Annotated in this window: 19 protein-coding genes; 6 read left to right on the forward strand and 13 right to left on the reverse strand. The window is 63.0% G+C overall.

Features of this window, described 5'->3' with window-relative positions; all coding sequences use genetic code 11:
- Nucleotides 1-147 precede the first annotated feature (147 nt).
- From rodA to miaA, 12 genes are all read right to left on the reverse strand, one after another.
- Entirely contained in the window at nt 148-1299 is a 1152-nt protein-coding gene (gene rodA, locus PCJ49_RS06345) for a rod shape-determining protein RodA (protein ID WP_269910208.1), read from the reverse strand.
- Nucleotides 1300-1301: 2 nt separating this feature from the next.
- Nucleotides 1302-3170 carry a penicillin-binding protein 2 gene (gene mrdA / locus PCJ49_RS06350; RefSeq protein ID WP_269910506.1) on the reverse strand — a complete coding sequence of 623 codons (1869 nt, stop codon included), beginning with the start codon at nt 3168-3170 and terminating at the stop codon, nt 1302-1304.
- A 46-nt stretch (nt 3171-3216) separates the two neighbouring features.
- Nucleotides 3217-3726, reverse strand: coding sequence for a rod shape-determining protein MreD (mreD, locus tag PCJ49_RS06355; protein WP_269910209.1), 510 nt, complete (start codon nt 3724-3726; stop codon nt 3217-3219).
- A gap of 11 nt (nt 3727-3737) precedes the next feature.
- Complete coding sequence (mreC, locus tag PCJ49_RS06360; protein ID WP_089288056.1) at nt 3738-4616, reverse strand: rod shape-determining protein MreC; 879 nt, start codon at nt 4614-4616, stop codon at nt 3738-3740.
- Between the two features lie 172 nt (nt 4617-4788).
- A complete protein-coding gene (locus PCJ49_RS06365; protein WP_089288057.1) occupies nt 4789-5823 on the reverse strand; it encodes a rod shape-determining protein in 1035 nt (344 codons plus the stop codon).
- A 325-nt stretch (nt 5824-6148) separates the two neighbouring features.
- Nucleotides 6149-7711: a 2-isopropylmalate synthase gene (locus PCJ49_RS06370; protein WP_089288058.1), complete on the reverse strand. Its 1563-nt coding sequence runs from the start codon at nt 7709-7711 to the stop codon at nt 6149-6151.
- 230 nt (nt 7712-7941) lie between these two features.
- Nucleotides 7942-8094 (reverse strand): hypothetical protein, encoded by a 153-nt coding sequence (locus PCJ49_RS06375; protein WP_269910210.1) that lies wholly within the window; start codon nt 8092-8094, stop codon nt 7942-7944.
- Between the two features lie 152 nt (nt 8095-8246).
- A complete protein-coding gene (locus PCJ49_RS06380; RefSeq protein ID WP_269910211.1) occupies nt 8247-9173 on the reverse strand; it encodes a hypothetical protein in 927 nt (308 codons plus the stop codon).
- A 146-nt stretch (nt 9174-9319) separates the two neighbouring features.
- The gene (ilvC, locus tag PCJ49_RS06385) at nt 9320-10339 is read right to left on the reverse strand and encodes a ketol-acid reductoisomerase (RefSeq protein WP_089288060.1); all 1020 of its coding nucleotides are present in this window, start codon (nt 10337-10339) and stop codon (nt 9320-9322) included.
- Between the two features lie 72 nt (nt 10340-10411).
- A complete protein-coding gene (gene ilvN / locus PCJ49_RS06390; RefSeq protein WP_269910212.1) occupies nt 10412-10924 on the reverse strand; it encodes an acetolactate synthase small subunit in 513 nt (170 codons plus the stop codon).
- Between the two features lie 55 nt (nt 10925-10979).
- Nucleotides 10980-12746, reverse strand: coding sequence for an acetolactate synthase 3 large subunit (locus PCJ49_RS06395; protein ID WP_269910213.1), 1767 nt, complete (start codon nt 12744-12746; stop codon nt 10980-10982).
- 124 nt (nt 12747-12870) lie between these two features.
- Nucleotides 12871-13842, reverse strand: a complete 972-nt coding sequence (miaA, locus tag PCJ49_RS06400; RefSeq protein ID WP_269910214.1) for a tRNA (adenosine(37)-N6)-dimethylallyltransferase MiaA — start codon at nt 13840-13842, stop codon at nt 12871-12873.
- Between the two features lie 201 nt (nt 13843-14043).
- On the opposite strand from miaA, the gene PCJ49_RS06405 reads away from it, so the two are divergent.
- The 4 genes from PCJ49_RS06405 to PCJ49_RS06420 all read left to right on the forward strand — a co-directional run bounded on the left by PCJ49_RS06405 (nt 14044) and on the right by PCJ49_RS06420 (nt 17613).
- The gene (locus PCJ49_RS06405) at nt 14044-15198 is read left to right on the forward strand and encodes an OpgC domain-containing protein (protein WP_269910215.1); all 1155 of its coding nucleotides are present in this window, start codon (nt 14044-14046) and stop codon (nt 15196-15198) included.
- A 62-nt stretch (nt 15199-15260) separates the two neighbouring features.
- Nucleotides 15261-15845: a hypothetical protein gene (locus tag PCJ49_RS06410; RefSeq protein WP_269910216.1), complete on the forward strand. Its 585-nt coding sequence runs from the start codon at nt 15261-15263 to the stop codon at nt 15843-15845.
- Nucleotides 15846-15948: 103 nt separating this feature from the next.
- Nucleotides 15949-16848: a phosphoserine phosphatase SerB gene (serB, locus tag PCJ49_RS06415; protein WP_269910217.1), complete on the forward strand. Its 900-nt coding sequence runs from the start codon at nt 15949-15951 to the stop codon at nt 16846-16848.
- 6 nt (nt 16849-16854) lie between these two features.
- Complete coding sequence (locus PCJ49_RS06420; RefSeq protein ID WP_269910218.1) at nt 16855-17613, forward strand: sulfite exporter TauE/SafE family protein; 759 nt, start codon at nt 16855-16857, stop codon at nt 17611-17613.
- Here PCJ49_RS06420 and PCJ49_RS06425 read toward each other — a convergent pair whose 3' ends face one another.
- Entirely contained in the window at nt 17614-18201 is a 588-nt protein-coding gene (locus PCJ49_RS06425) for an FMN-binding negative transcriptional regulator (RefSeq protein WP_269910219.1), read from the reverse strand.
- Between the two features lie 145 nt (nt 18202-18346).
- Here PCJ49_RS06425 and chrA point away from each other — a divergent pair, with 145 nt between their 5' ends.
- The gene (gene chrA, locus PCJ49_RS06430) at nt 18347-19609 is read left to right on the forward strand and encodes a chromate efflux transporter (RefSeq protein ID WP_269910220.1); all 1263 of its coding nucleotides are present in this window, start codon (nt 18347-18349) and stop codon (nt 19607-19609) included.
- A 90-nt stretch (nt 19610-19699) separates the two neighbouring features.
- A complete protein-coding gene (galA, locus tag PCJ49_RS06435) occupies nt 19700-22141 on the forward strand; it encodes a beta-galactosidase GalA (RefSeq protein ID WP_269910221.1) in 2442 nt (813 codons plus the stop codon).
- The last annotated feature ends 6 nt before the right edge of the window (nt 22142-22147 follow it).

The raw sequence follows: 22147 nt of genomic DNA on the forward strand, positions 1-22147 counted from the left end.
GGCCCCGACGCGTCGTTCATCGCGTCGAGGCGCGCTGTGTAGCAAAGGGTTCACACCTTGTCGACAAGAAAATGAAGGCTGCCGACCGGGATTTCACGCAGCCGGGCACTGCACGCAATTCAACCCTCTGCCCCACCCCTGCCAGGGTCAAAGGTCACCCATCCCCCGGCGCGACATGCGCACATCCCGATGCACATGCACCGACAGCAGCAGGCCGAAACCGATCATCACCCCCAACGTCGCCGTGCCGCCATAGGAGATCAACGGCAGCGGCACGCCCACCACGGGGATCAGCCCCATGATCATGGCCACATTGATGAAGAGATAAAGGAACAGGTTCACCGTGACGCCCAACGCCAGCAGCTTGCCGAACTGATGGCGACAGCGCCCGGCAATGATGAAGCCATAAAGCAGCATCAGCCCATAGAGGAACAGGAAGAACAGGCTGCCCACTAGCCCGAACTCCTCCGCCAGCATGGTGAAAATGAAGTCGGTCTGCTTTTCCGGCAGGAAGTTCAGATGGCTCTGCGTGCCCTGCAAGAAGCCCTTGCCCATGAGCCCGCCGGAGCCAAACGCGATCTTTGACTGGGTGATGTGATAGCCGGTGCCCAGCGGATCGCTGTCCGGGTCCAGAAAAGTTTCCACCCGGTCGCGCTGATAATCATGCAGCACGAACTGCCAGGTCAGCGGCACGGCAATGATGACGGCGGCGATAAGCACGCCGAACTTCCACAGCCGCACCCCGGACAAGAAGAACAGCGCCCCCGCCGCCATTATCAGCATCAAGGAAGTGCCGAGGTTGGGCTGGGCCAGCACCAGCGCCACCGGCGCCCCCACCAGCAACAAGGGCGGAATCAGAAAGGGGATGCGGCCGCTATCTTCCAGCGTGGCGCCATGGAAATAGCGGGCCAGGACCATCACCAGCGTGACCTTCATGATTTCCGACGGCTGCAGCTGGATGATGCCCAGATCGATCCAGCGCTGCGCCCCCTTGCCAACATTGCCGAATAAATCCACCCCGATCAGCAGCACCATGACGATGCCGTAAAGTGGATAGGCCAGCTTCATCCAGAGCCGAATATCGATCAGGGCGATCAGCAGCATCACCACCAGCCCGACGCCGAAGCGCAGCATCTGGCGCGAGGCCCAGGGATCGAAATGGCCATTGGCGGCGGAATAGAGCATGGCAAAGCCGATGCTGGCCACCAGGGTGATCAGGAAGACCAGACTCCAGGAAATCTGGCCCAGCTTCTCCCCGATGGTCATCGCCCCCCGGTCAATGGAGAGGTCCAGGCTCATGGCTATTGCCCCGTGCTGCCGGCATCAGGCCGGGAAGGTGCGGCGGCCGGTTCCGGCTGCTGGGCCACGCTGGCGCGGGCCGCATCCAGCATCTGGCATTCCAGCAGAATGTCGCGGGCAATCGGCCCCGCGACACCGCCGCCGCTGCCGCCATGTTCAACGAACACGGCACAGGCATATTTCGGCGCCTCCACCGGTGCATAGGCGACGAACAGCGCGTGATCGCGCTCCCGCCAGGCCAGATCCTCGTTCTTGCGCACGCCGCTATTGCGTTCCGCCATGGAGATGCGGCGCACCTGGGCGCTGCCTGATTTGCCCGCCATCTCCATCCCCGAAATGGTGATGCGCGATTTGAAGGCGGTGCCGCCCGGCACATTGGTCACGGCATTCATGCCTTTCAGCACAACTGCCAGATTTTCCGGCTTCACATCAATGCGCGGCCATTCCGTCTGTTCGCGGTACTGGCCTTCGATCATCTTGGCCAGATGCGGCTGCACCGCATGGCCACTGGCCAACCGCGCCGTCATCACGGCCAGTTGCAAGGGCGTCGCCAGCACATAGCCCTGGCCCATACTGGCGATCAGGGTTTCACCGGGGTGCCAGGAGGCCTTCAACGCCCGGCGCTTCCAGGCTGGGTCGGGCACCAGCCCCGGCCGTTCCCCCGGCAACTCCAGCCCCACCTTGTCGCCCAGCCCGAATTTGCGGGCCATGGCGGCGATTCGGTCCATGCCGATGCGCTGGGCCAGATCGTAGAAATAGACGTCACAGCTGTTCATCAGCGCGCCGACCATATCCAGGGTGCCATGGCCACCGCGCCGCCAGCAATGGAAGCGGTGGCTGCCCAGTTCGATATGGCCGGAGCAATTGACCCGATGATCGGCATTGACGATGCCCGATTCCAGCGCTGCCAAAGCCGTGATCATCTTGAAGGTTGATCCCGGTGGATATTGCCCGGCAATCGCCTTGTTGATCAGCGGCGTCCGCTCATCCTTCAGCAGCGTCTGATAGGCATCATAGCCAATGCCCATGGCGAACTGATTGGGATCGAAGGCGGGGCAGGAACAGAGTGCCTGGATACCGCCGGTGCGCACATCCATCACCACGGCGGCAGCGCTCATCTCCGCCGACAGCCGCTGATGCACATAATGCTGCAGCTTGGCATCCAGCGTCAGCGTGGTTTCCCGCCCCGGCTGGCCATTATCGCGTGACAATTCACGAATCACCCGACCAACGGCATTAACCTCCAGCTGCTGGGTGCCGGCCGCACCCCGCAGGGCAGAATCAAACTGCTTTTCCACCCCGCCCTTGCCGATGCGGAAACCCGGCAGAGTCAACAGCGGATCATCGGATTTCTCCAGATCCTTGTCCGTCGCGGCGCCGACATAGCCCAGCACATGGGCCAAAGCCTCCCCGAACGGGTAGGAACGGACCTGCCCGACATCGATGGAGATGCCCGGCAGATCGGGCAGGTTGACCTCAATGGCGGAAACCTGATCCCAGCTCAGATTTTCCTTGATGGTAATCGGGGCAAAGGCGCGGGAGCGCTGCAGGTCACGCTGGATGCGCCGTTCATCGGCCTCCGTCAGCGGCACCAGCTTGCCGACCTCATCCAGAATCTGCCGCACGTCGCCGGCGCGTTCCGACACCACGGTGACGCTGAAATTCTGCTCATTCACCGCCAGCGGCACGCCGAACCGGTCCAGTATCTGGCCGCGCGGCGGGGCCACCAGCCGCAGCGAGATTCGGTTATCATCCGCCAGCATACTGTAGCGGTCGCGCTCCACGATCTGCAGGTAATAGAGCCGCCCCACCAGTGCGGAAACGGCAGCCACCTGCATACCGCCCAGCACCAGCGTGCGGCGGCTCAGCATACGCTGTCGCTCGGCATCGCGATCATAGGCGGACAAGATTGTCTCCTCAGCTCAAATAGGCGCGGTGCAGACGTTGCAGCAGATATGTCGGCAGCGGGAATATTGCCACCCCCAGGGCGGCATGGACCAGCACTGGTCGCGCATCCAGCAGATGCGCGCTCATCAGGGCAAAGACCAGCCATTGTACAGCCGACGCCCCGAACGCCACCAGGGCGAAGCCAAGCCATAGCATCCCAAAAGACCGGCCCAGGAAAAAGCGGCGCTGGGTGATCAGCAGCCAATAGGTCAGAATCAGATAAAGCGAGGTCACCCCCAGCGGCGAACCGCTGATCAGGTCATGCAGGACGCCCAGGGCGAAAACCACCAGCGGGCGCAGCAAATCCGGCCGGTGGATGACCCAGTAGAACAGGCAGATCAACACCAGTGGCGGTGTCACCACCGAATAGCCGGGCAAGGGCAAGGGCACAATGGCCAGCAGCATGGCCACCACGATGGACCCGAAGGGAAGCAGGTTGCGCGCGGTTTGATCAAGACGATGCCAGAAACCACCGGCCAAGGCCGAACCCCTCACTGCATCGCGCCCGGTTGTGCGGCTTCCGCCGCCAGCCCGCCGGTGCCACCGAACCGGACAATCTGCAGATGTTCCAGACGGGAAAGGTCGGCCATGGGCACAACATGGGGCTGACCATCCTGGCCAATTTCCATCACCCCCACCGGCAGGCCGGGCGGGAACAGCCCGCCATGACCGGAGGTAAAGACCCGTTCACCGGGCGAAACCGCCGTATTGCCCGGCACATAAAGCAGGGTCGGGTGATCGGAATTATCGCCGGCCAGCATGGCGCGCTGGCGGCTGGTTTCCAGCACCACGGGGATGCGGGCATTGAGATCGGTGATTAGCAGCACGCGGGAAGACCATTCCCCCACCTGCACCACGCGGCCCACCAGCCCCTGGCCAGACATGGCCGCCTGCCCACGCTCCACACCGTCGCGCGCACCGGCGGTGATGACAACAGTGCGCACGAAGGCACCACCCGGATCGCCCACCACGCGGGCGGTGATGAAGCGGGCCGGCGGATCGGCCTTGAAGGCCAGCAGGGAGCGCAGGGAACCGTTTTCCGCCTCCAGCCGCAGGGCCACCTGCTCCCACTGGCGCAGGCGTGTATTCTCCTCCCGCAGCCGGGCATTCTCTTCATGCAGATCGACCAGCTGGCGCCCATATTCCAGCGCATCGGCCACGCTGGCGGCCGGACGAGACATCACATTGAGAATCGGGGTGAAGGCATCGGTCACGCGGGCGCGGGCCTGATCGACCGCGCCGACATTGACATGCCCGATCATCATCAGCGCGACGGCGGCCAGCACCAGCAGCGGGAAGTAGAATCGCTGCATCAAGCCCCAGAAAGGGGCTGCGATCCGCACGACCGATCCGTTGTTGCGCGTCTTCACCGGGGAATGTCCCGTTATTGGGCCGACGGCGGAAAGCCGGCGACTGGGTTAAAGGTGCCAGGGTTACCGGCAGCTTACCGCCAAAAGTGAAATTAAACCGTTAACAAGCGGCTGTAAATTGCTGCTTTTCAATGCAGCAGGGCCGCGAATATCGCGGCCCTGTCCTGACGCCTCACATGCGGATCAGCACGTTGCGCAGGCTTTCCTCTTCCAGCGCGCGGCCGGAGCCCAGCGCCACACAGGAAAGCGGATCGTCGGCAATCGAAACCGGCAGGCCGGTGGCATGGCGCAGCACGAAATCCAGATTGGCCAGCAGCGCACCGCCACCGGTCAACACAATACCCTTGTCAACAATATCCGCCGCCAGTTCGGGAGCGGTATGTTCCAGGGCGACCTTCACCGCCTCAATGATCTGGCTGACCGGTTCGGCCAAGCTCTCGGCGATCTGCCGTTCGCTCATCACCAGTTCCTTGGGCACGCCATTCATCAGGTCGCGGCCCTTGATCTCCATCACCCGGCCTTCGCCATCTTCCGGCGGGCAGGCGGAGCCGATTTCCTTCTTGATGCGCTCGGCAGAGCCTTCACCGACCAGCAGGTTATGGTGACGGCGGATATAGCCGATGATCGCCTCATCCATCTTGTCGCCGCCGACGCGGGCGGAGCGGGCATAGACGATGCCGTTCAGCGACAGCACGGCCACTTCCGTGGTGCCGCCACCGATATCCACCACCATGCTGCCCGTCGGTTCCGTCACCGGCAGACCAGCGCCAATGGCGGCGGCCATCGGCTCTTCGATCAGGGAGACGCGGCGCGCACCGGCGGCTTCCGCCGATTCCTGAATGGCGCGACGTTCCACAGCGGTGGAACCCGACGGCACGCAGATGACGATCTCCGGGCTGGTGAAGCTGCGGCGATTGTGCACCTTGCGGATGAAATGCTTGATCATTTCCTCCGCCACTTCGAAATCAGCAATGACGCCGTCGCGCAAGGGGCGGATGGCCTGGATGTTACCCGGTGTGCGGCCCAGCATCAGCTTGGCCTCGTCACCCACGGCAAGCACCTGCTTCTTGCCGCGCAGGTCGCGGATTGCGACCACCGACGGTTCATTCAGAACGATGCCGCGTCCCTTGACATAGACCAGCGTATTCGCCGTTCCCAGGTCGATCGCCATGTCGGCCGAGAACATACCGAGCAGGTTTGAAAGCATGGATGAAAAATATCTCTGAATGTCCGGATTTTGCCGCCCTTGGTGCGGCCGAACCCCGGATATGCCGAACCGCGACTGTTGCATAGACCATTTAGTCCCGGTCCCTCAAGCCTTGAAAGCCGCAGCAAGTCAGATTCTATATGGCATTTTAGCGATTGGTGAACATCCTGCGCACATCCGCATGTCGCGGCGGAGATTGCGGCAGGAATAGGGCGGAAGGCTGCGACATATCCCGGTTCCGACCGCCTTATCATGAAAAGACAATCCCCGCCGGCCAGGGGCCGACGGGGATATCACGGGACTCGGGAAAAAAGGGCAAACCCGATCAGGCCGACATGGCCACCGGTGCCGTCTTCTGCCGCTTGGTAACCAGCTTGTTCAGGGCATGGATATAGGCACGGGCGGAAGCAACCAGCGTGTCCGCATCGGCCCCCTGGCCATTGACCGACTTGCCGCTCTCTTCCAGCCGCACGGTCACCTCTGCCTGGGCATCGGTGCCCGCTGTCACGGCATGGACCTGATAAAGCTGCAACTTGGCCTCATGCGGGAAGGCCAGTTTCAGGGCATTGAACACGGCATCCACCGGGCCATTGCCGAAGGCCACCACCGGGGCGATGGGCTTGCCATCCACCTCCAGTTCCAGCACGGCATGTTGCGGCCCGCGGGAACCGGCCACGACATGCAGCGCCTGGAAGCGGATATGTTCGTGCTGACGGCCAGCCTCGTCATCCATGATGGCGACGATATCTTCGTCGTAAATATCCTTCTTACGGTCGGCCAGATCCTTGAAGCGGCCAAACGCGTCATTGATCTGGTTCTCGCCGATCTCATCATAGCCAAGCTCCTTCAGCTTGGCGCGGAAGGCGGCGCGGCCGGAATGCTTGCCCATGACCAGGGAGGAACGGTTGAGACCCACCGATTCCGGGGTCATGATCTCATAGGTTTCGGCATGTTTCAGCATGCCATCCTGATGGATGCCGCTTTCATGGGCAAAGGCATTGGCGCCAACGATCGCCTTATTGGGCTGCACCTGGAACCCGGTGATGGTGGAAACCAGCCGGGAAATGCGGGTGATATGTTCGGTCTTGATGCCGGTGGTGCAGCCGATCAGATCATGGCGGGTGCGCAGCGCCATCACCACTTCTTCCAGCGAGGCGTTGCCGGCGCGTTCGCCCAGGCCGTTGATGGTGCATTCGACCTGACGCACACCGGCGCCGATGCCGGCCAGGGAATTGGCCACGGCCAAGCCCAGATCATTATGGCAATGTACGGAGAAGATGGCCTTGTCGCTGTTCGGCACGCGGGTCATCACGTCGCGGAACATCGCGGCATATTCTTCCGGCAGGGCATAGCCCACCGTATCGGGAATATTGATGGTGGTGGCACCGGCCTTGATGGCAGCTTCCACGGTACGGCAAAGGAAATCACGGTCCGACCGGCTGCCATCCTGGGCCGACCATTCCACATCATCCACCAGATTGCGGGCATAGGTGACGTAATCGATGGTGCGCTGCAGCACCTCTTCTTCCGTCATCTTCAGCATATACTTCATATGCACCGGGCTGGTGGAGATGAAGGTGTGGATGCGCTTGCGGGGGGCAAACTGCAAAGCTTCCGCCGCACGGTCAATATCGGCGCGGGCGGTGCGGGCCAGGGCGGCGATGACGCTGTTCTTCGCCAGCTTGCCCACTTCGCGCACGGATTCGAAATCACCATTCGACGCGATGGGGAAACCGGCCTCGATGACATCGACACCCATTTCTTCCAACACCGCCGCGATGCGCAGCTTTTCTTCCAGATTCATGGAGCAGCCGGGCGCCTGCTCCCCATCACGCAAGGTGGTGTCGAAAATGATGACGCGGTTCTTGTCGCGGGAAATGCTGGTCATGATCGTCGGTCCCTGAAGCCCTGGGGCACCGTCATTCTTGATTAGCGGTGCCGTGGTTGGTTTTGGCGGGCAAGCCGTCCATTGCCGGTCGAATGGAGATCAATCTGGATGATCGCATTTGGCCGGTGATGGCCTGACCCGTCGGATCAGATCGGCGGTGCGCATAGGGCGCGCACCCAGTCCCCTGAACGCGAACCCGTCCATCAGTGATGGGACGGGACACAGAGCGCTCAGGGGCTGATTAGTCGTAGCCCGCCCAGGCCAAGCGCCTTGGACGCCAGCAGCAGGGCAAAGGTCAGGAACAAGCCGGATGCGCACAGCACGGCCATGGCGGGGGAACGATCCCCGGCGATGGCTTCAGGCTGTTGGCGACGGCTGGTCACAGGGTGACGTCCTGATTGAGGGTAAAAGATATGACAGCCGGAACTGAACCGACCGCCGTTCGATAATCTTTATGCCGCAATTGACTTAGCCGCAATAGCTTTGTCAGGCAAAAATCTGTCGTCCTCGCAAGGCAGCGATGCCGGAAGTTGCGTCAGGCGGTAACGCTGACACTGGTTTCGCTGAAGGCCACAGCGATGGTGATGGTCTCCGTGCGCACATAGGTCTGCGTGACCACCAGCGCATCCGCGCCCCCTTCCCCTGCTGCTTCTGCGCTGCCCGCCGCATCCGCATTGGCATCGCCCAGCGCCCCTTGCAGGCGCGTCAGGATCTGATCGCTGGCGGCAAGATCGTCGCGGGCGGCCCGCAACTCCTCCTCCCGTTCCTTGCGTTCCTCTTCCGTCAGGGGGCGGCCCCGCTGTTCGGCGCGTTGGGTTTCCGCCTGGGTCAGCATGGTGCGGGCCCGGCCGGCAACGTCACGGACTTCCTGCACATAGGAACGCGCAAAGCCGGTGGTGACACCGCCCGCCGTCATACCGGGCGGAGCAGCCACCCGGATATTGGGATCACCCTCCCCTGCGGCAATGGCCGCCGCCCGTTCCGCGGGGCTGGCATCCTGCCCCTCCACAATTCCCTTGGCCTCCGCCGCCAGCCCCTTGGTGATACCAGCCGCCTCACGCGCAATGCGGGCTAGCTTGGCACCATCGCCCTTGGCGGCGGCCTGACGGGCTTCCTGTTCCAGTTCACTGATACGGCGGCGCGATTGCTGCAGCTTTTCCGCGGCCGCCTTCTGGTTCATCTCTGTCCGGGCTTTATTCATATAGTCGGAGAGCGCATCGGCACCAGCCGCATTCTTCGCGGCACCATCAAAGGCGTCACCGGACAGGCCCAGGCTCATCAACCGTTTATAGATGGCATCGTTGGACTTGCCACCCTTAATGCTGCCCTTGTCGGCCGCCGACTCGTCCTTACGGTTCCGGTCCCGCTCCCCCACCGCCTGATCGATGTGACGTTCGATCTGCGCTTTCAACGCCTTGGCGTTGGTGGCGGAAAAGAGCGGACTCGCATTTAGCGATATCATCTTTGCCCCCGCACGATAGATCCTTTTGATCTATACCCACGATAAGCCATTCGCGCGGCGGCTGCAATATCTGCCCAAACAAAACGCCCGGCCCCCTCTCAGGGGCCGGGCGTTTGAACGATCAGGCTTCAGACAGAAGCAACCGATCAGTTCTTGGACTTGTCCACCAGCTTGTTGGCGGAGATCCAGGGCATCATGGCGCGCAGCTTGGCGCCCACTTCTTCGATCGGATGCTCGGCCTCAATGCGACGGGTCGCCTTGAAGGACGGGGTACCGGCCTTGTTTTCCAGCATCCAGTCGCGGACGAAGCGGCCCGACTGAATGTCGGCCAGAACGCGCTTCATCTCGGCCTTGGTCTCGTCCGTCACGATGCGCGGACCGGTGACATAGTCACCATATTCGGCCGTGTTGGAGATGGAGTAGCGCATGTTGGCGATGCCGCCTTCGTAGATCAGGTCCACGATCAGCTTCACTTCATGCAGGCACTCGAAATAGGCCATTTCCGGGGCGTAACCGGCTTCGACCAGGGTTTCGAAACCAGCCTGGATCAGCTTGGTCAGGCCGCCGCAGAGCACGGCCTGTTCACCGAACAGGTCGGTTTCGCACTCTTCCTTGAAGGTGGTTTCGATGATGCCCGAACGGCCACCGCCAACGGCGCAGGCATAGGACAGGGCGATATCGAAAGCATTGCCGGACGCGTTCTGGTGAACAGCCACCAGGCAGGGAACGCCGCCGCCCTTCTTGTACTCACCGCGCACGGTGTGGCCGGGGCCCTTCGGCGCGATCATGAACACGTCGGTGTCCTGGCGCGGCTCGATCAGGCGGAAATGCACGTTCAGACCGTGGGCGAACGCGATGGCGGAACCCTGCTTCAGGTTCGGGCCGATCTCGTTATTGTACAGCTCTGCCTGATGCTCATCCGGGGTCAGGATCATGATCAGGTCGGCAGTGGCCGCAGCCTCCGCCGGGGTGACGCAGGTGAAGCCGGCGGCTTCAGCCTTGGCGCGGGTCGGCGAATTGGCCTTCAGCGCGATGATCACGTCCTTCACGCCGCTGTCGCGCAGATTCTGGGCATGGGCGTGGCCCTGGCTGCCATAGCCGACGATGGCGACCTTCTTGCCCTTGATCAGGTTGACGTCGGCGTCGCGATCATAATAGACGCGCATGGGAATCTTCCTTTGTGTTCAGACAGATGTTGGATTGCCGGATTGCCGGCGTTGGACAAGTGAAACGCTGTATCAGAAGGCCGCCGTGCCGCGCGACAGGGCAACCGCCCCGGTGCGGCTGACATCGACAAGGCCGAGTTGGCGCATCAGATCGATGAAGCGGTCCAGATCCTCACCGGTGCCGGTGATTTCGAAAACGAAGCTGGTAATGGTGGCATCCACCACGCGCGCCTTGAAGATATCGGCGATGCGCAGGGCCTCCACCCGCTTCTCGCCGGAGCCCACCACCTTCACCAGGGCCATTTCCCGGTCGATGAAGGGGCCTTCCAGGGTCAGATCCTTGACCTTGTGGACGGGCACCAGACGATCCAGCTGCACCTTGATCTGTTCGATGATCATCGGCGTGCCAGAGGTGACGATATTGATGCGCGACAGGCTTTCATTGCTGTCGACCTCGGCCACCGTCAGGCTTTCGATATTATAGCCACGGCCGGAGAACAGGCCGATGACCCGCGCCAGCACGCCCGGCTCGTTATCGACCAGAACAGCGATGGTATGGCGGCGGATGGTATCTTGGGTCGTCACTTGAAACAGCTCCCGGACGGGTTGCACAGCGGATGGGATAAAAGGAACCGGCGGATCAGACCAGTACCATCCCCTCCTCTGGCGTTGCCTCGCTCACACGGTCTTCCGGCCCCAGCAGCATTTCATTATGCGCCTTGCCGCCAGGGATCATGGGGAAGCAGTTTTCCTTGGAATCGACGCACATATCGACGATCACGGCGCGCGGCGTCTCAATCATCTCCCGGATGACGTCATCCACTTCCGACACCTTGGTTGCACGCAGGCCCACACCGCCGAATGCATCGGCCAGCTTCACGAAATCGGGCAATGCCTCAGAATAGCTTTCCGAATAGCGCGAACCGTGCAGCAGCTCCTGCCACTGGCGGACCATGCCCATCCATTGATTGTTGAGGATGAACACCTTGACCGGCAGGCGATACTGCAGGGCGGTGGACATTTCCTGGATATTCATCTGGATGGAGGCCTCACCGGCCACATCGATGCAGAGCGCGCCGGGATTGGCGATCTGCGCCCCGATGGCGGCCGGCAGGCCGTAGCCCATGGTGCCCAGACCGCCAGAGGTCAGCCAGCGGTTCGGCTTGTTAAACGGCAGGAACTGCGCCGCCCACATCTGGTGCTGCCCCACCTCGGTGGAGATGAACACGTCATCACGGCCAGCAATGGCGGCGCGCAGGCGTTCCAGCGCGAATTGCGGCTTGATAACCCGGTCGGTCTTCTCATACCGCAGGCATTCGCGGGCCCGCCAGAAATTGATCTGGTCCCACCAGACCTTCAAGGCCGCCTGATCGGCGCGCTTGTTGCGCGCCTTCCAGATGCGGATCATATCTTCCAGCACATAGGCGGCATCGCCGACGATGGGCAGATCGACCCGGATATTTTTGTTGATGTTCGACGGATCGATATCGATGTGGATCTTCTTGGAATTGGGCGAGAACTCACTGACCTTGCCGGTGACGCGATCATCAAACCGGGCGCCGACGCAGACCATCAGGTCGCAGCCATGCATGGCCAGATTGGCCTCGTAGGTGCCGTGCATCCCCAACATGCCCAGCCATTGCTGATCATGCGCCGGGAAGGCGCCCAGGCCCATCAGGGTGGTGGTGCAGGGATAGCCGGTCATCCGCACCAGTTGGGTCAGCAACTGGCTGGCCACCGGGCCGGAATTGATGACGCCGCCGCCGACATAGAAGATCGGCTTCTTGGCATTGGCCAGCAGTTCCACCGCCTCTTCCACCTTGTTCAGGTCGGGCTTGACCTGCGGGCGGTAGGACTTGGGCAGGCTTTCGCCCGGCGTGCGATAGACACCGTCGGCGAACTGCACATCCTTGGGAATATCAATGACCACCGGGCCGGGCCGGCCCGACTTGGCGACGTAAAACGCCTCATGCACCGTGCGGGCGAGGTTGTTGACGTCCTTGACCAAGTAATTGTGCTTGGTGGCCGGGCGGGTGATGCCGGTCGTGTCGCATTCCTGGAAAGCGTCATTGCCGATCAGATGCGTCGGCACCTGGCCGGTCAGGCAGACGATTGGAATGCTGTCCATCAGCGCATCAACCAAGCCGGTGACGGCATTGGTGGCGCCAGGGCCGGAGGTGACGAGGACGACACCGACCTTGCCGGACGAGCGCGCATAGCCCTCAGCCGCGTGAACCGCCGCCTGTTCATGGCGAACCAGGATGTGGCGGATATGGTTCTGCTTAAACAGCGCATCGTAGATGGGTAGTACCGCCCCGCCCGGATAGCCGAAAATGGTGTCAACACCCTGGTCCCGCAGGGCCTTGATGATGATTTCAGCACCGGAGAGGATGGTTCCCGACGACATGGCTCAGAGCTTTCGGATCAGTTCCAGAAGGGTTGAAAAACGTCGCCTCTCGCAGGGGCGAAGGGCGACGATGGCGGCACCCTAGACGGAACCGAAAAGCCGGTCAACCCGTTTCGGAAATCTTCTAAGTCATACCTGTCATGAACCTATCATAAAATTTCTTAAAATCGGTCGCCTGAGAAATATTCAGAGGATCGACCCGCAGAACCGCCCCCATCTGGTTGCGGAACCAAGTCAATTGTCGCTTAGCATAGTTCCGGGTCATTTGCTGCGCCCGCGCGGTGGCGGTGGGTAGGTCCATCTGACCGTGCAGCACCGCGCGCAGTTCCGGTACGCCCAGCGCCTTCATCGCCGGTAGGGCCGGGTCCAAGCCCAGCCGATCCAGCGCTTCCGCCTCAGCCAGCGCGCCTTGTTGCAGCATCGCAATGAATCGGGCGTCGCACTGGGCGTATAGCCGGTCACGCGGCGGCTCCACCACCAGGGGGTGGAACTGCAGGTGGTTCGGGGCTGCCTCCGGCGGGGCGGCCTGCCAATCGCTGATCGACCGGCCGGTGGACTGCCACACTTCCCAGGCGCGGATCAGCCGCTGGCTGTCGGTCGGGTGCAGGCGGGCGGCGGTGACAGGATCAACCTGCGCCAGCTTTGCATGAAGCGCAGGGCTGCCGATGTCGGCCTGCAATTCCATGGCGGCCGCCCGGATGTCGGCGGGGATATCCGGGATATCCGACAGGCCCTGCATCAGGGCGCGCAGATAAAGCCCTGTGCCCCCCACCACGATGGGCAGGCGACCTTCACCATGGGCCTGATCAATCTCTGCCAGCGCCAGTTCCCGCCAGCGCGCCGCACTCATCCGTTCCGCAGCCGGAACGATGCCGTAAAGCCGATGCGGGGCCGCCGCCTCATCCGCAGCCGGCGGGCGGGCAGTGATGAGATGCAGTTCCCGATAGACTTGCATACTGTCGGCATTGATGACCACGCCATTGGCATGGCGGGCCAGCGCCAGCGCCAGACCGGATTTACCGGACGCGGTGGGCCCGCCAATCACCAGCACGGGCTTTGTATCGCCCTGGGGGAAAGAAGAATCAGCAACCGTCACAGCCGGAACCACGCCCTTCGCGCGTCATCAACATATCGTACCTGTCCCTTGGGTAGCCGCCCGCCGCCCCCTTTGTCACCTTGATATCACGGTGGGGCCGGCAAATTTGCGCGCCTTTGCCATGATTCATGCGTTGCATCCGTTATCAGGCAGGACAGGCGGCCACGCCTGCCACAGGCCGTGGGATGGGAGTACCGCGCCATGCGTGATCTGCGGATTGATTTCTTTCGGGGGCTGGCGCTGTGCGCCATTTTCCTGAACCATATCCCTGGCCCTGCAACCCTGTTGACCTGGCGGCATTACGGCTTTTCCGACGCGGCCGACACTTTCGTCTTTCTGGCCGGCTTCAGCGCCGCCCTTGCCTGGGGTGCCGGATTCCGGGGCGACCGCGACACGGCCAAAGCCAAGGAAAGCGCCGGCCGCCGCGCCCTGCACCTGTACCGCACCCATCTGGCCCTGGTGGGCGCCATGCTGATGCTGGTGACATTCAGCGCCTGGGCCTATGGCAATCCCGGCTTAAGGGAGATGATGGGGCTGGGTTATCTGGGCGCCAACCCTGCCGATGGCTGGCTGCGGGTGGCGCTGCTGGCCTATCTGCCCAATCTGGCCGATATCCTGCCCATGTATATTGTCTTCATCGGCGCGCTGGCCCTGCTGGGGCCGGCGATGGCCCGGCTTCCACTGGCAACATTCTGCATTTCCGCCCTGGTCTGGCTGGCCGCCGGCATGGCGAAGATCGCCCCGCCGGCCCACCCGGATGGCGGGCAATGGTTCTTCAACCCGCTCTGCTGGCAGTTCCTGTTTGTCATCGGCTTCCTGCTGGGCAACCGTGCCTCGATGGGCAAGGCGGTGCCCCGGCATCCGCTGGTCATGGCGGCGGCGGTGGGCATGGTGCTCTATGGGCTGTTGGCGACGGCCCCTTGGCATGTGTTCGGCATCGCGCCTGATTTCCGCATCTTCGATCCGGCGGCGCTGATCCCGCATGGGAAGGAAACGCTGGAGATCGGCCGCCTGCTGCATTTCCTGGCCCTGGCCTATGTGATTTCCAGCCTGGTCGGCCCCAGTGCCGGCTTTTTCCACGCGGTCCCCGGCCGGCTGTTCGGCACCATGGGGCGCCACAGCCTGCCGGTTTTTGTCGGTGGCGTGTTGCTGTCAACGCTGTGGACCATCCTGATCCAGCAGACCCCCACCACCAATGCCATGGAATGGGTGATGGGCCTGTCGGGCCTGCTGATCCTGCTGGCCATCGCCATGGTGTGGGAGCGCGACCGGGTGGAAGACACGAACAACATGAAGGTTCGATCGAGAGAGGCTTACGTTGCTTCGAAAGTTCGTATTTTCTCAACTCTCCCTTGACAAATTCCACCAAAAGAATAACGGTGTAAAAATAGACTGTTTTTCTAAATGGGTACTACGACATGCGACGCAAGTCCCTTTTTCTGTCTTTTGCATTCCTAATAACACTGACAAGCTCTGCCACTGCTGGCCCCTTCGGCCAAGAAGCAGGACAACAGAAAAATCAGATAAACGTGATAAAAGAAATAGCTCCATTCAAATATGAAATTAAACCCAAAAAAACACACTCCGCGTTTAAGTTATATATCGCATACGCACACCCTTCAACTGGAATGTGCTTGATAAGTGGGATTGGACTTACAAAAATAAATGACAAATATGGCACAGAAACCAGAAAAGTTTTTGAAGATTTAAGAGAACAGCTATCTCGCGTATACGGCGCAAGCGGGACTTATAACATTATAGAAAAAGATGCAATATGGAAAGATGATGATGAGTGGATGATGTCTATTTATAAAAATGAACGAACCTATGAAGCATTGTGGGACAAAGAGAGCCACCCACATCTCAAGGACGATATTGAAGAAATATTATTATATATAAGCGCGCTCAACGATTCTTCTGGCTACGTCACTGTTCGATATAGATTTTCAAACTGGGACAAATGCAAGACGGCCATACAGAATTCCCAAGCGGATGCCTTATGAAAGCCCAGCTTATGTGGGGCCTGCAGAAGGTTGCCTAGAGCGCCTTATGAAGCCATAAGGGGGCCATGTTAACCCTGCCGCCACTCACTATCCAGGTTGCCCCATGCCCCAGACGCTGACCCTGATCGCCAATCCCGCCAACCCGGTGCTGGATGAAGGGCTGGCCAAGGCCGCCCGTACAGCATTGGCCGATCTGGGGGCCTCCACCTCCCCCGCCGACTGGCTGGCCAAGGGTATTGCCTGCGATATCGGCTTTGACGGGCTGAATGATGATCAGGCCCAGGCCGCCGCCGCCAAGGCGCTGGCCGGCCAGCCGGTGGATATCGTCGCCCAGGCCACCGAAGGCCGGCGCAAATCGGTGCTGGTGGCCGATATGGAATCCACCATCATCCAGCAAGAAATGCTGGATGAGCTGGGGGAGTTGGTCGGTGCGCGCGACCGCATCGCCGCCATCACCGCCCGCGCGATGAATGGGGAGATTGATTTCAAGGGCGCCCTGCGGGAGCGGGTGGCCCTGCTGGCCGGGCTGCCGGCAACCGTGCTGACCGACATGATCGGTCGCATCACCTGGATGCCCGGCGCGCCCAGCCTGATCGCCACCTTGAAGAAGCACGGGGTTTACTGCGCCCTGGTGTCGGGCGGTTTCAAGACCTTCACCGCCAATGTGGCCGGGCGGCTGGGCTTTGATGAGGATCAGGCCAATGATCTGGAAATCGCCGATGGCAAGCTGACCGGCAAGCCGTTTGAGCCGATTCTGGACAAGGATGCCAAGTTGCAGGCGCTGATCCGCATCACCGGGGCGCGGCGCGTGCCGGTGGCGGCCAGCATCACCGTGGGTGATGGCGCCAACGACCTGCCGATGCTGCAGGCCGCCGGCATCGGCGTGGCCTTCCACGCCAAGCCCACCGTCGCCGCCCAGGCCCGCGCCCGCATCGACCATGGTGACCTGACGGCGCTGCTCTATCTTCAGGGCTATCGCGCGGATGAGATTGTCGCCGGCTGATCGGCGGTGATCGATCTTTCCATCCTGCTGGACCTGTTGCCCACGCCCGCCCAGGCGGCGGGGCTGCTGGCCGTGGCCCTGGTGGCGGGTGTCATCCGGGGGCTGACCGGTTTCGGCGCCGCCCTGCTGATGGTGCCGGGCCTGTCGCTGTTCCTGCATCCGGCAGAGGCCGTGCCCACCAGCGTGCTGGCCATTGCCGCCACCAACCTGCCCTTGCTGCCGGGGGCCTGGCGGGAAAGCGACAAGCGCATGGTGGCCGTCTGTCTGGCCGGCTGCCTGATCACCATTCCCTGCGGCATCTGGCTGCTGGCGTTTCTGCCGGCCGATATTCTGCGCCGGGCCATCGGTGCCAGCGTGGTAGTGGCAGGCCTGCTGCTGCTCTATCGCGGGTTTCGGGTAGAGCAGGCGGGCCATGGGCTGAAATTGCTGACCGGTACCATCTCCGGCCTGATGAACGGATCGGTCGGCATGGGCGGGCCGCCGATCATCCTGCTGATGCTGGCCATGCCATTGGCCCCCGCCGTGGCGCGGGCCAGCCTGCTGCTTTATTTTACCGGCCTGAATGCCATGTCCGTGGCTGGCATGACCTGGGCCGGGCTGTTCACCCGCCATACGCTGGTCTGGTCGCTGCTGATCATCCCGCCGCTGATCGGCGCGGCCCGGCTGGGCGAAATCTGGTTCCGGCGCGGCAGCGGCGCCCAGTTCCGCCCCATCGCCATCGCGGTGCTGATTGGCACCGGCGTGGTCGCCCTGGCCAAGGGCTGATTACATGTCCAATACGCCCGCCAAGCCGGCCCGCACCGCCGCCTGATCCTCTGCCGGGCGGTTCTGGCTCAGTTTCGCCTTGCCCTCCACCCGTTCCACCAGCAGTTCCAGCCCGACAATGGCCTTCAGCATGGTGGCGAGATAATCCGCCGGTGCATCACTGACGGCCCAGGGCATAAGCAGGTCCGCCTCGTGCCGGTCCGTCAGGCGGCTGACGATTTCCAGCAGCGCCGCCGGCTCCTCCACCAAACGCAGCGTGCCGTGAATATGCACGGCCTTATAGTTCCAGGTCGGCACCACCTTGCCCGTCTCCTGCTTGGCCGCGTACCAGGACGGGGTGACATAGGCATCCCCGCCCTGGAAAATCGCCAGTGACGGGACCGCCGGATCGAAATCGCGCCAATGCGGATTGGCACGGGCAATATGGCCGATCAGCCGTACCTGATCCCCCTGGCGGTCCAGCAACAAGGGCAAGGGCGTGGACAGCAACCCGCCGCTGCCGAGGCTGACCAGGGTGGCAAAGGGATGTGCCGCGACAAGGGCCAGGGCGGGATCGGTCTCCATACGGAAGGCGGTGGGGATATACATGGAACGGCTCCGGTATCGGGGGTGCTTCTTTTGTGCCGCAAGCAGGGCCAGCCGTGCAGTCATAAGCTTGTCATCGAGACAAACTTGCCAAACCCGCTGCCCGCCCGCAGGTTGGCAGCCCCACCCATGATCACGGCCCAAACCCATGCCCCGCCTGCGTGATGTGCTGCCCTTCTGGTTCTGGCTTGGCTGCGTCAGCTTTGGCGGCCCTGCCGGTCAGATCGCCCTGATGCAGCAGGAACTGGTGGATAAGCGCGGCTGGATCGATCAGCGGCGCTTCCTGCATGGCTTGAACTTCGCCATGCTGCTGCCGGGGCCGGAGGCGCAGCAACTGGCGACCTATGTCGGCTGGCGTCTGCATGGCTGGGCCGGCGGGCTGGTGGCGGGCGGGCTGTTCGTGCTGCCGGGGGCGGTGTTGATGCTGGCCTTGTCCTGGCTGGCGGCGGCGCATGGCGATCTGGCCTGGGTGGGCGCAATGTTCGACGGGGTGAAGCCCGTCATCGTCGCCATCATCATCGGGGCCCTGTGGCGGCTGGGCCGCCGCACCCTGCAGGGCTGGGCCCCGCCTCTGCTGGCGGGTGCCGCCTTTCTGGGGCTGTTCCTGGGCCATCTGCCCTTCCCCGCCATCGTCGCGGCTGCGGCATTGATTGGCTGGCTGACGGCCCGGCGCGGCCTGCACCTGTTCGCCGCACCCCATGGCGGGGCGGCGGATGATCCCCTGCCCGAACCGGCAGCCATTGCCACCGCGGGGGCGGCGCGGCTGATCCGGCTGGCGCTGCTGTTCGGGCTGTTGCTGGTGGTGCCGGTGGGGTTGGCGCTGTTCACCTTCGGGCGCGACCCCTGGGCGGATATCGCCCGGCTGTTCACCCAGGCGGCGTTTGTCACCTTCGGCGGGGCCTATGCGGTGCTGCCCTATATCGGGCAGGCGGCGGTGGAGAAATATCACTGGCTGACCGCCGCCGACATGCTGAACGGGCTGGCGCTGGCCGAAAGCACGCCGGGGCCGCTGATCCTGGTGACGCAATATGTCGGCTTCTTCGCCGGCTGGAACCAGCCGGGCAGCCTGTCCCCGCTGGCGGCGGGGCTGTTGGGCGGGGTGTTGACCACCTATGTCACCTTCCTGCCCTGCTTTTTCTTCATCTTTGCCGGCGCCCCCTATGTGGAACGGCTGATCCATCACAAGGCGGCCGCCGGCGCGCTGGCCGCCGTCAGTGCCGCCATTGTCGGGGTGATTCTGAACCTTGCCGTCTGGCTGGGGGTTCAGGTGCTGTGGCCGGGCCAGCCAGACCTGTTCGCCTGGGCCCTGGCGGCCGGCGGCCTGCTGGCTTTGTTGCGCTGGCGCCTGCCGGTGCATTGGCTGGTGCTGGCCGGTGCCGCCGCCGGGCTGGCGCGGCTGATGCTGGGGTAGGACCGCACAGAACCCGTCACGCCGCTTGACGGTACCACGCCCCCGAAGCGTATACTTTATTCAGTTACGCAAACAGGGGGAGGCGAACCGATGGGAAATCTGTCGCGGCGGGGGTTTTTGCAGGCAGGCGGGGCGCTGGTGGCCTTGGGCGCGGTGGCGGGCCATGCAGCGGCTGAGGCGGCAACATCGCCCCCCGCCCGGCAGGTGACGCCGCTGGATAGCGGCTGGCGCTTCCATCTGGGTCATGCGGCGGACCCGGCGCGGGATTTCGGCTTCGGTGCCTCCCACGATACCTATGCCAAATCGGGCGATATCGGCACGGCCATCCAGGCCGCCGATTATGATGACAGCGCCTGGCAGGCGGTGGAATTGCCACATGATTGGGCGGTCGACCTGCCCTTCACCCCCTTCGGCGCACCGGGCAGCGAGGCGGACAAGATCGGCGCCTATCAGGGTTTCAAGCCGCTGGGCCGGCGCTTTCCCGCCACCAGCGTCGGCTGGTATCGCCGGGAACTGCCCATCGCCGCCGCTGAGGCCGGGCGCCGCCTGTTCCTGGATTTTGACGGGGTGGGCCGGGATTGTCTGGTGATCCTGAACGGCTTTGTTGTCGGTGGCAATGAGAGCGGCTATGTCCCCTTCCGCCTGGATATCAGCGACTTCGCCAAGCCGGGGGAACCCAACATCCTGCTGATCCGCTGCGATGTCAGCTTAGGCGAGGCCTGGTCTTACGAAGGGGCCGGGCTTTACCGGCAGGTACGGCTGGTCAGTTGCGCCCCCGCCCATATCCGCCACTGGGGCACCGCTGTCCGCTGCACAGTGGAGGGGGAAGCCGCCAGCATCGCCATCACCACCGAGATCGACAATGACGGCCCCGCCCTGCCCGTCCGCCTGCGTTCCACCCTGCTGGACCCGCAGGGAAAGCCGGTGGCGGCGCTGCTGTCCGATCCCGTCACCCTGCCGGACTGGGGGGCGCATGAACTGACCCAGACGGTGCGGCTGGACCGCCCCGCCCTCTGGTCGCTGGAACAGCCCTCGCTCTACCGGTTGATCAGCGAAATCCTTGAAGGCGAACACACAATCGACCAGCAGGAGACGCCATTCGGCATCCGCAGCTTCCGCTTTGATGCCGATCATGGCTTGTTCCTCAACGGCAAGCCGGTGAAGGTGAAAGGCACCTGCAACCATCAAGACCATGCCGGGGTCGGCTTTGCCGTGCCGGACAGCCTGCATGTCTGGCGGATCGAACAGTTGAAGGCGATGGGCAGCAACGCCTATCGCTCCACCCACCACCCGGCCCCGCCGGCGGTGCTGGAAGCCTGTGACCGGCTGGGGATGCTGGTGCTGGAGGAAACGCGCCAGATGTCCAGCAACCCGGAAGCGCTGGGCCAGTTGGAACGTATGGTGCGCCGGGGCCGCAACCACCCCAGCATCTTCCTGTGGAGCATCGGGAATGAGGAGATTCACCGGGGTACGGAAACGGGCGCCCGCATCGCCGAGACGATGAAGCGTCGCGTCTACGCCCTGGATGGCACCCGCCCGGTGACAGAGGCCTTCAACGGCAAGCTGGGCAAAGGGGCCAGCCGGGTGCTGGATGTGATGGGCTGCAATTATTATCTGGATGAGATCGACGCTTTCCATGCCGCCCACCCCACCGTGCCGATGATCGGCACGGAGACGGCCAGCACGGTGATGACCCGTGGCGCCTATCACCGTGACGACCAGGCCGGCATCCTGCCCGCCTATGACCGGGAATTCCCGCGCTGGGCCAGCACAGCGGAGCGCTGGTGGCGTTTCTATGACGAGCGGCCCTTCCTGGCCGGCGGCTTTGTCTGGACCGGTTTCGATTATCGCGGCGAACCCACCCCGTTCGAACGCTGGCCGCAGCACAGCTCCTATTTCGGGGTCATGGATAGCGGCGGTCTGCCGAAGGATAATTACTTCTATTACCGCGCCTGGTGGCGCAATGAACCAATGCTGCACCTGTTCCCGCACTGGACCTGGCCGGGACGGGAGGGCCAGCCGGTGGAGGTCTGGGTTCACGCCAATTGCCATGCGGTGGAACTGCTGGCCAATGGCAGCAGCCTGGGCCGACAGAATCTGGAACGGAACGGCCACCTGCAATGGACCGTGCCCTATGCGCCGGGCTGGATCGAAGCGCGGGGCTTTGACGCCCAGGGCCGGCAGATCTTGACCCAGCGGCGGGAAACGGTCGGCCAGCCGGCCGCCATCGCCCTTTCCAGCGACCGGCAACGGCTGAAAGGTGGTGAGGTGGCCGTGGTGCGGGCCGCCGTGCTGGACGCGGCGGGGCGGGAGGTGCCGACGGCCGACACTCTGGTCCGCTTCCGGCTGGCCGGTGCCGCCCGGCTGCTGGGCGTGGGCAATGGCGACCCGCGCAGCCTGGAACCCGACCATGCCGACCAGCGCCACGCCTTCAACGGGCTCTGCGTTGCCATCCTTCAGGCCAAGGGCAATGGCCCGATCCGGGTGGAGGCGGAAGCGGCAGGTTTGAAGACCGGCGAGCTGGCGCTATAGAGGGGC

Origin of the sequence: Niveispirillum sp. BGYR6, from assembly GCF_027568365.1 — a bacterium.
Lineage (GTDB): Bacteria > Pseudomonadota > Alphaproteobacteria > Azospirillales > Azospirillaceae > Niveispirillum.

What these genes read in the sequence shown, in the direction of transcription:
- rodA (WP_269910208.1), bottom strand. Translation starts at nt 1,299, where the DNA reads ATGAGCCTGGACCTCTCCATTGACCGGGGGGCGATGACCATCGGGGAG.
- mrdA (WP_269910506.1), bottom strand. Translation starts at nt 3,170, where the DNA reads ATGCTGAGCCGCCGCACGCTGGTGCTGGGCGGTATGCAGGTGGCTGCC.
- PCJ49_RS06365 (WP_089288057.1), bottom strand. Translation starts at nt 5,823, where the DNA reads ATGCTTTCAAACCTGCTCGGTATGTTCTCGGCCGACATGGCGATCGAC.
- PCJ49_RS06370 (WP_089288058.1), bottom strand. Translation starts at nt 7,711, where the DNA reads ATGACCAGCATTTCCCGCGACAAGAACCGCGTCATCATTTTCGACACC.
- PCJ49_RS06380 (WP_269910211.1), bottom strand. Translation starts at nt 9,173, where the DNA reads ATGATATCGCTAAATGCGAGTCCGCTCTTTTCCGCCACCAACGCCAAG.
- ilvC (WP_089288060.1), bottom strand. Translation starts at nt 10,339, where the DNA reads ATGCGCGTCTATTATGATCGCGACGCCGACGTCAACCTGATCAAGGGC.
- PCJ49_RS06395 (WP_269910213.1), bottom strand. Translation starts at nt 12,746, where the DNA reads ATGTCGTCGGGAACCATCCTCTCCGGTGCTGAAATCATCATCAAGGCC.
- PCJ49_RS06405 (WP_269910215.1), top strand. Translation starts at nt 14,044, where the DNA reads ATGCGTGATCTGCGGATTGATTTCTTTCGGGGGCTGGCGCTGTGCGCC.
- PCJ49_RS06410 (WP_269910216.1), top strand. Translation starts at nt 15,261, where the DNA reads ATGCGACGCAAGTCCCTTTTTCTGTCTTTTGCATTCCTAATAACACTG.
- serB (WP_269910217.1), top strand. Translation starts at nt 15,949, where the DNA reads ATGCCCCAGACGCTGACCCTGATCGCCAATCCCGCCAACCCGGTGCTG.
- PCJ49_RS06425 (WP_269910219.1), bottom strand. Translation starts at nt 18,201, where the DNA reads ATGTATATCCCCACCGCCTTCCGTATGGAGACCGATCCCGCCCTGGCC.
- chrA (WP_269910220.1), top strand. Translation starts at nt 18,347, where the DNA reads ATGCCCCGCCTGCGTGATGTGCTGCCCTTCTGGTTCTGGCTTGGCTGC.
- galA (WP_269910221.1), top strand. Translation starts at nt 19,700, where the DNA reads ATGGGAAATCTGTCGCGGCGGGGGTTTTTGCAGGCAGGCGGGGCGCTG.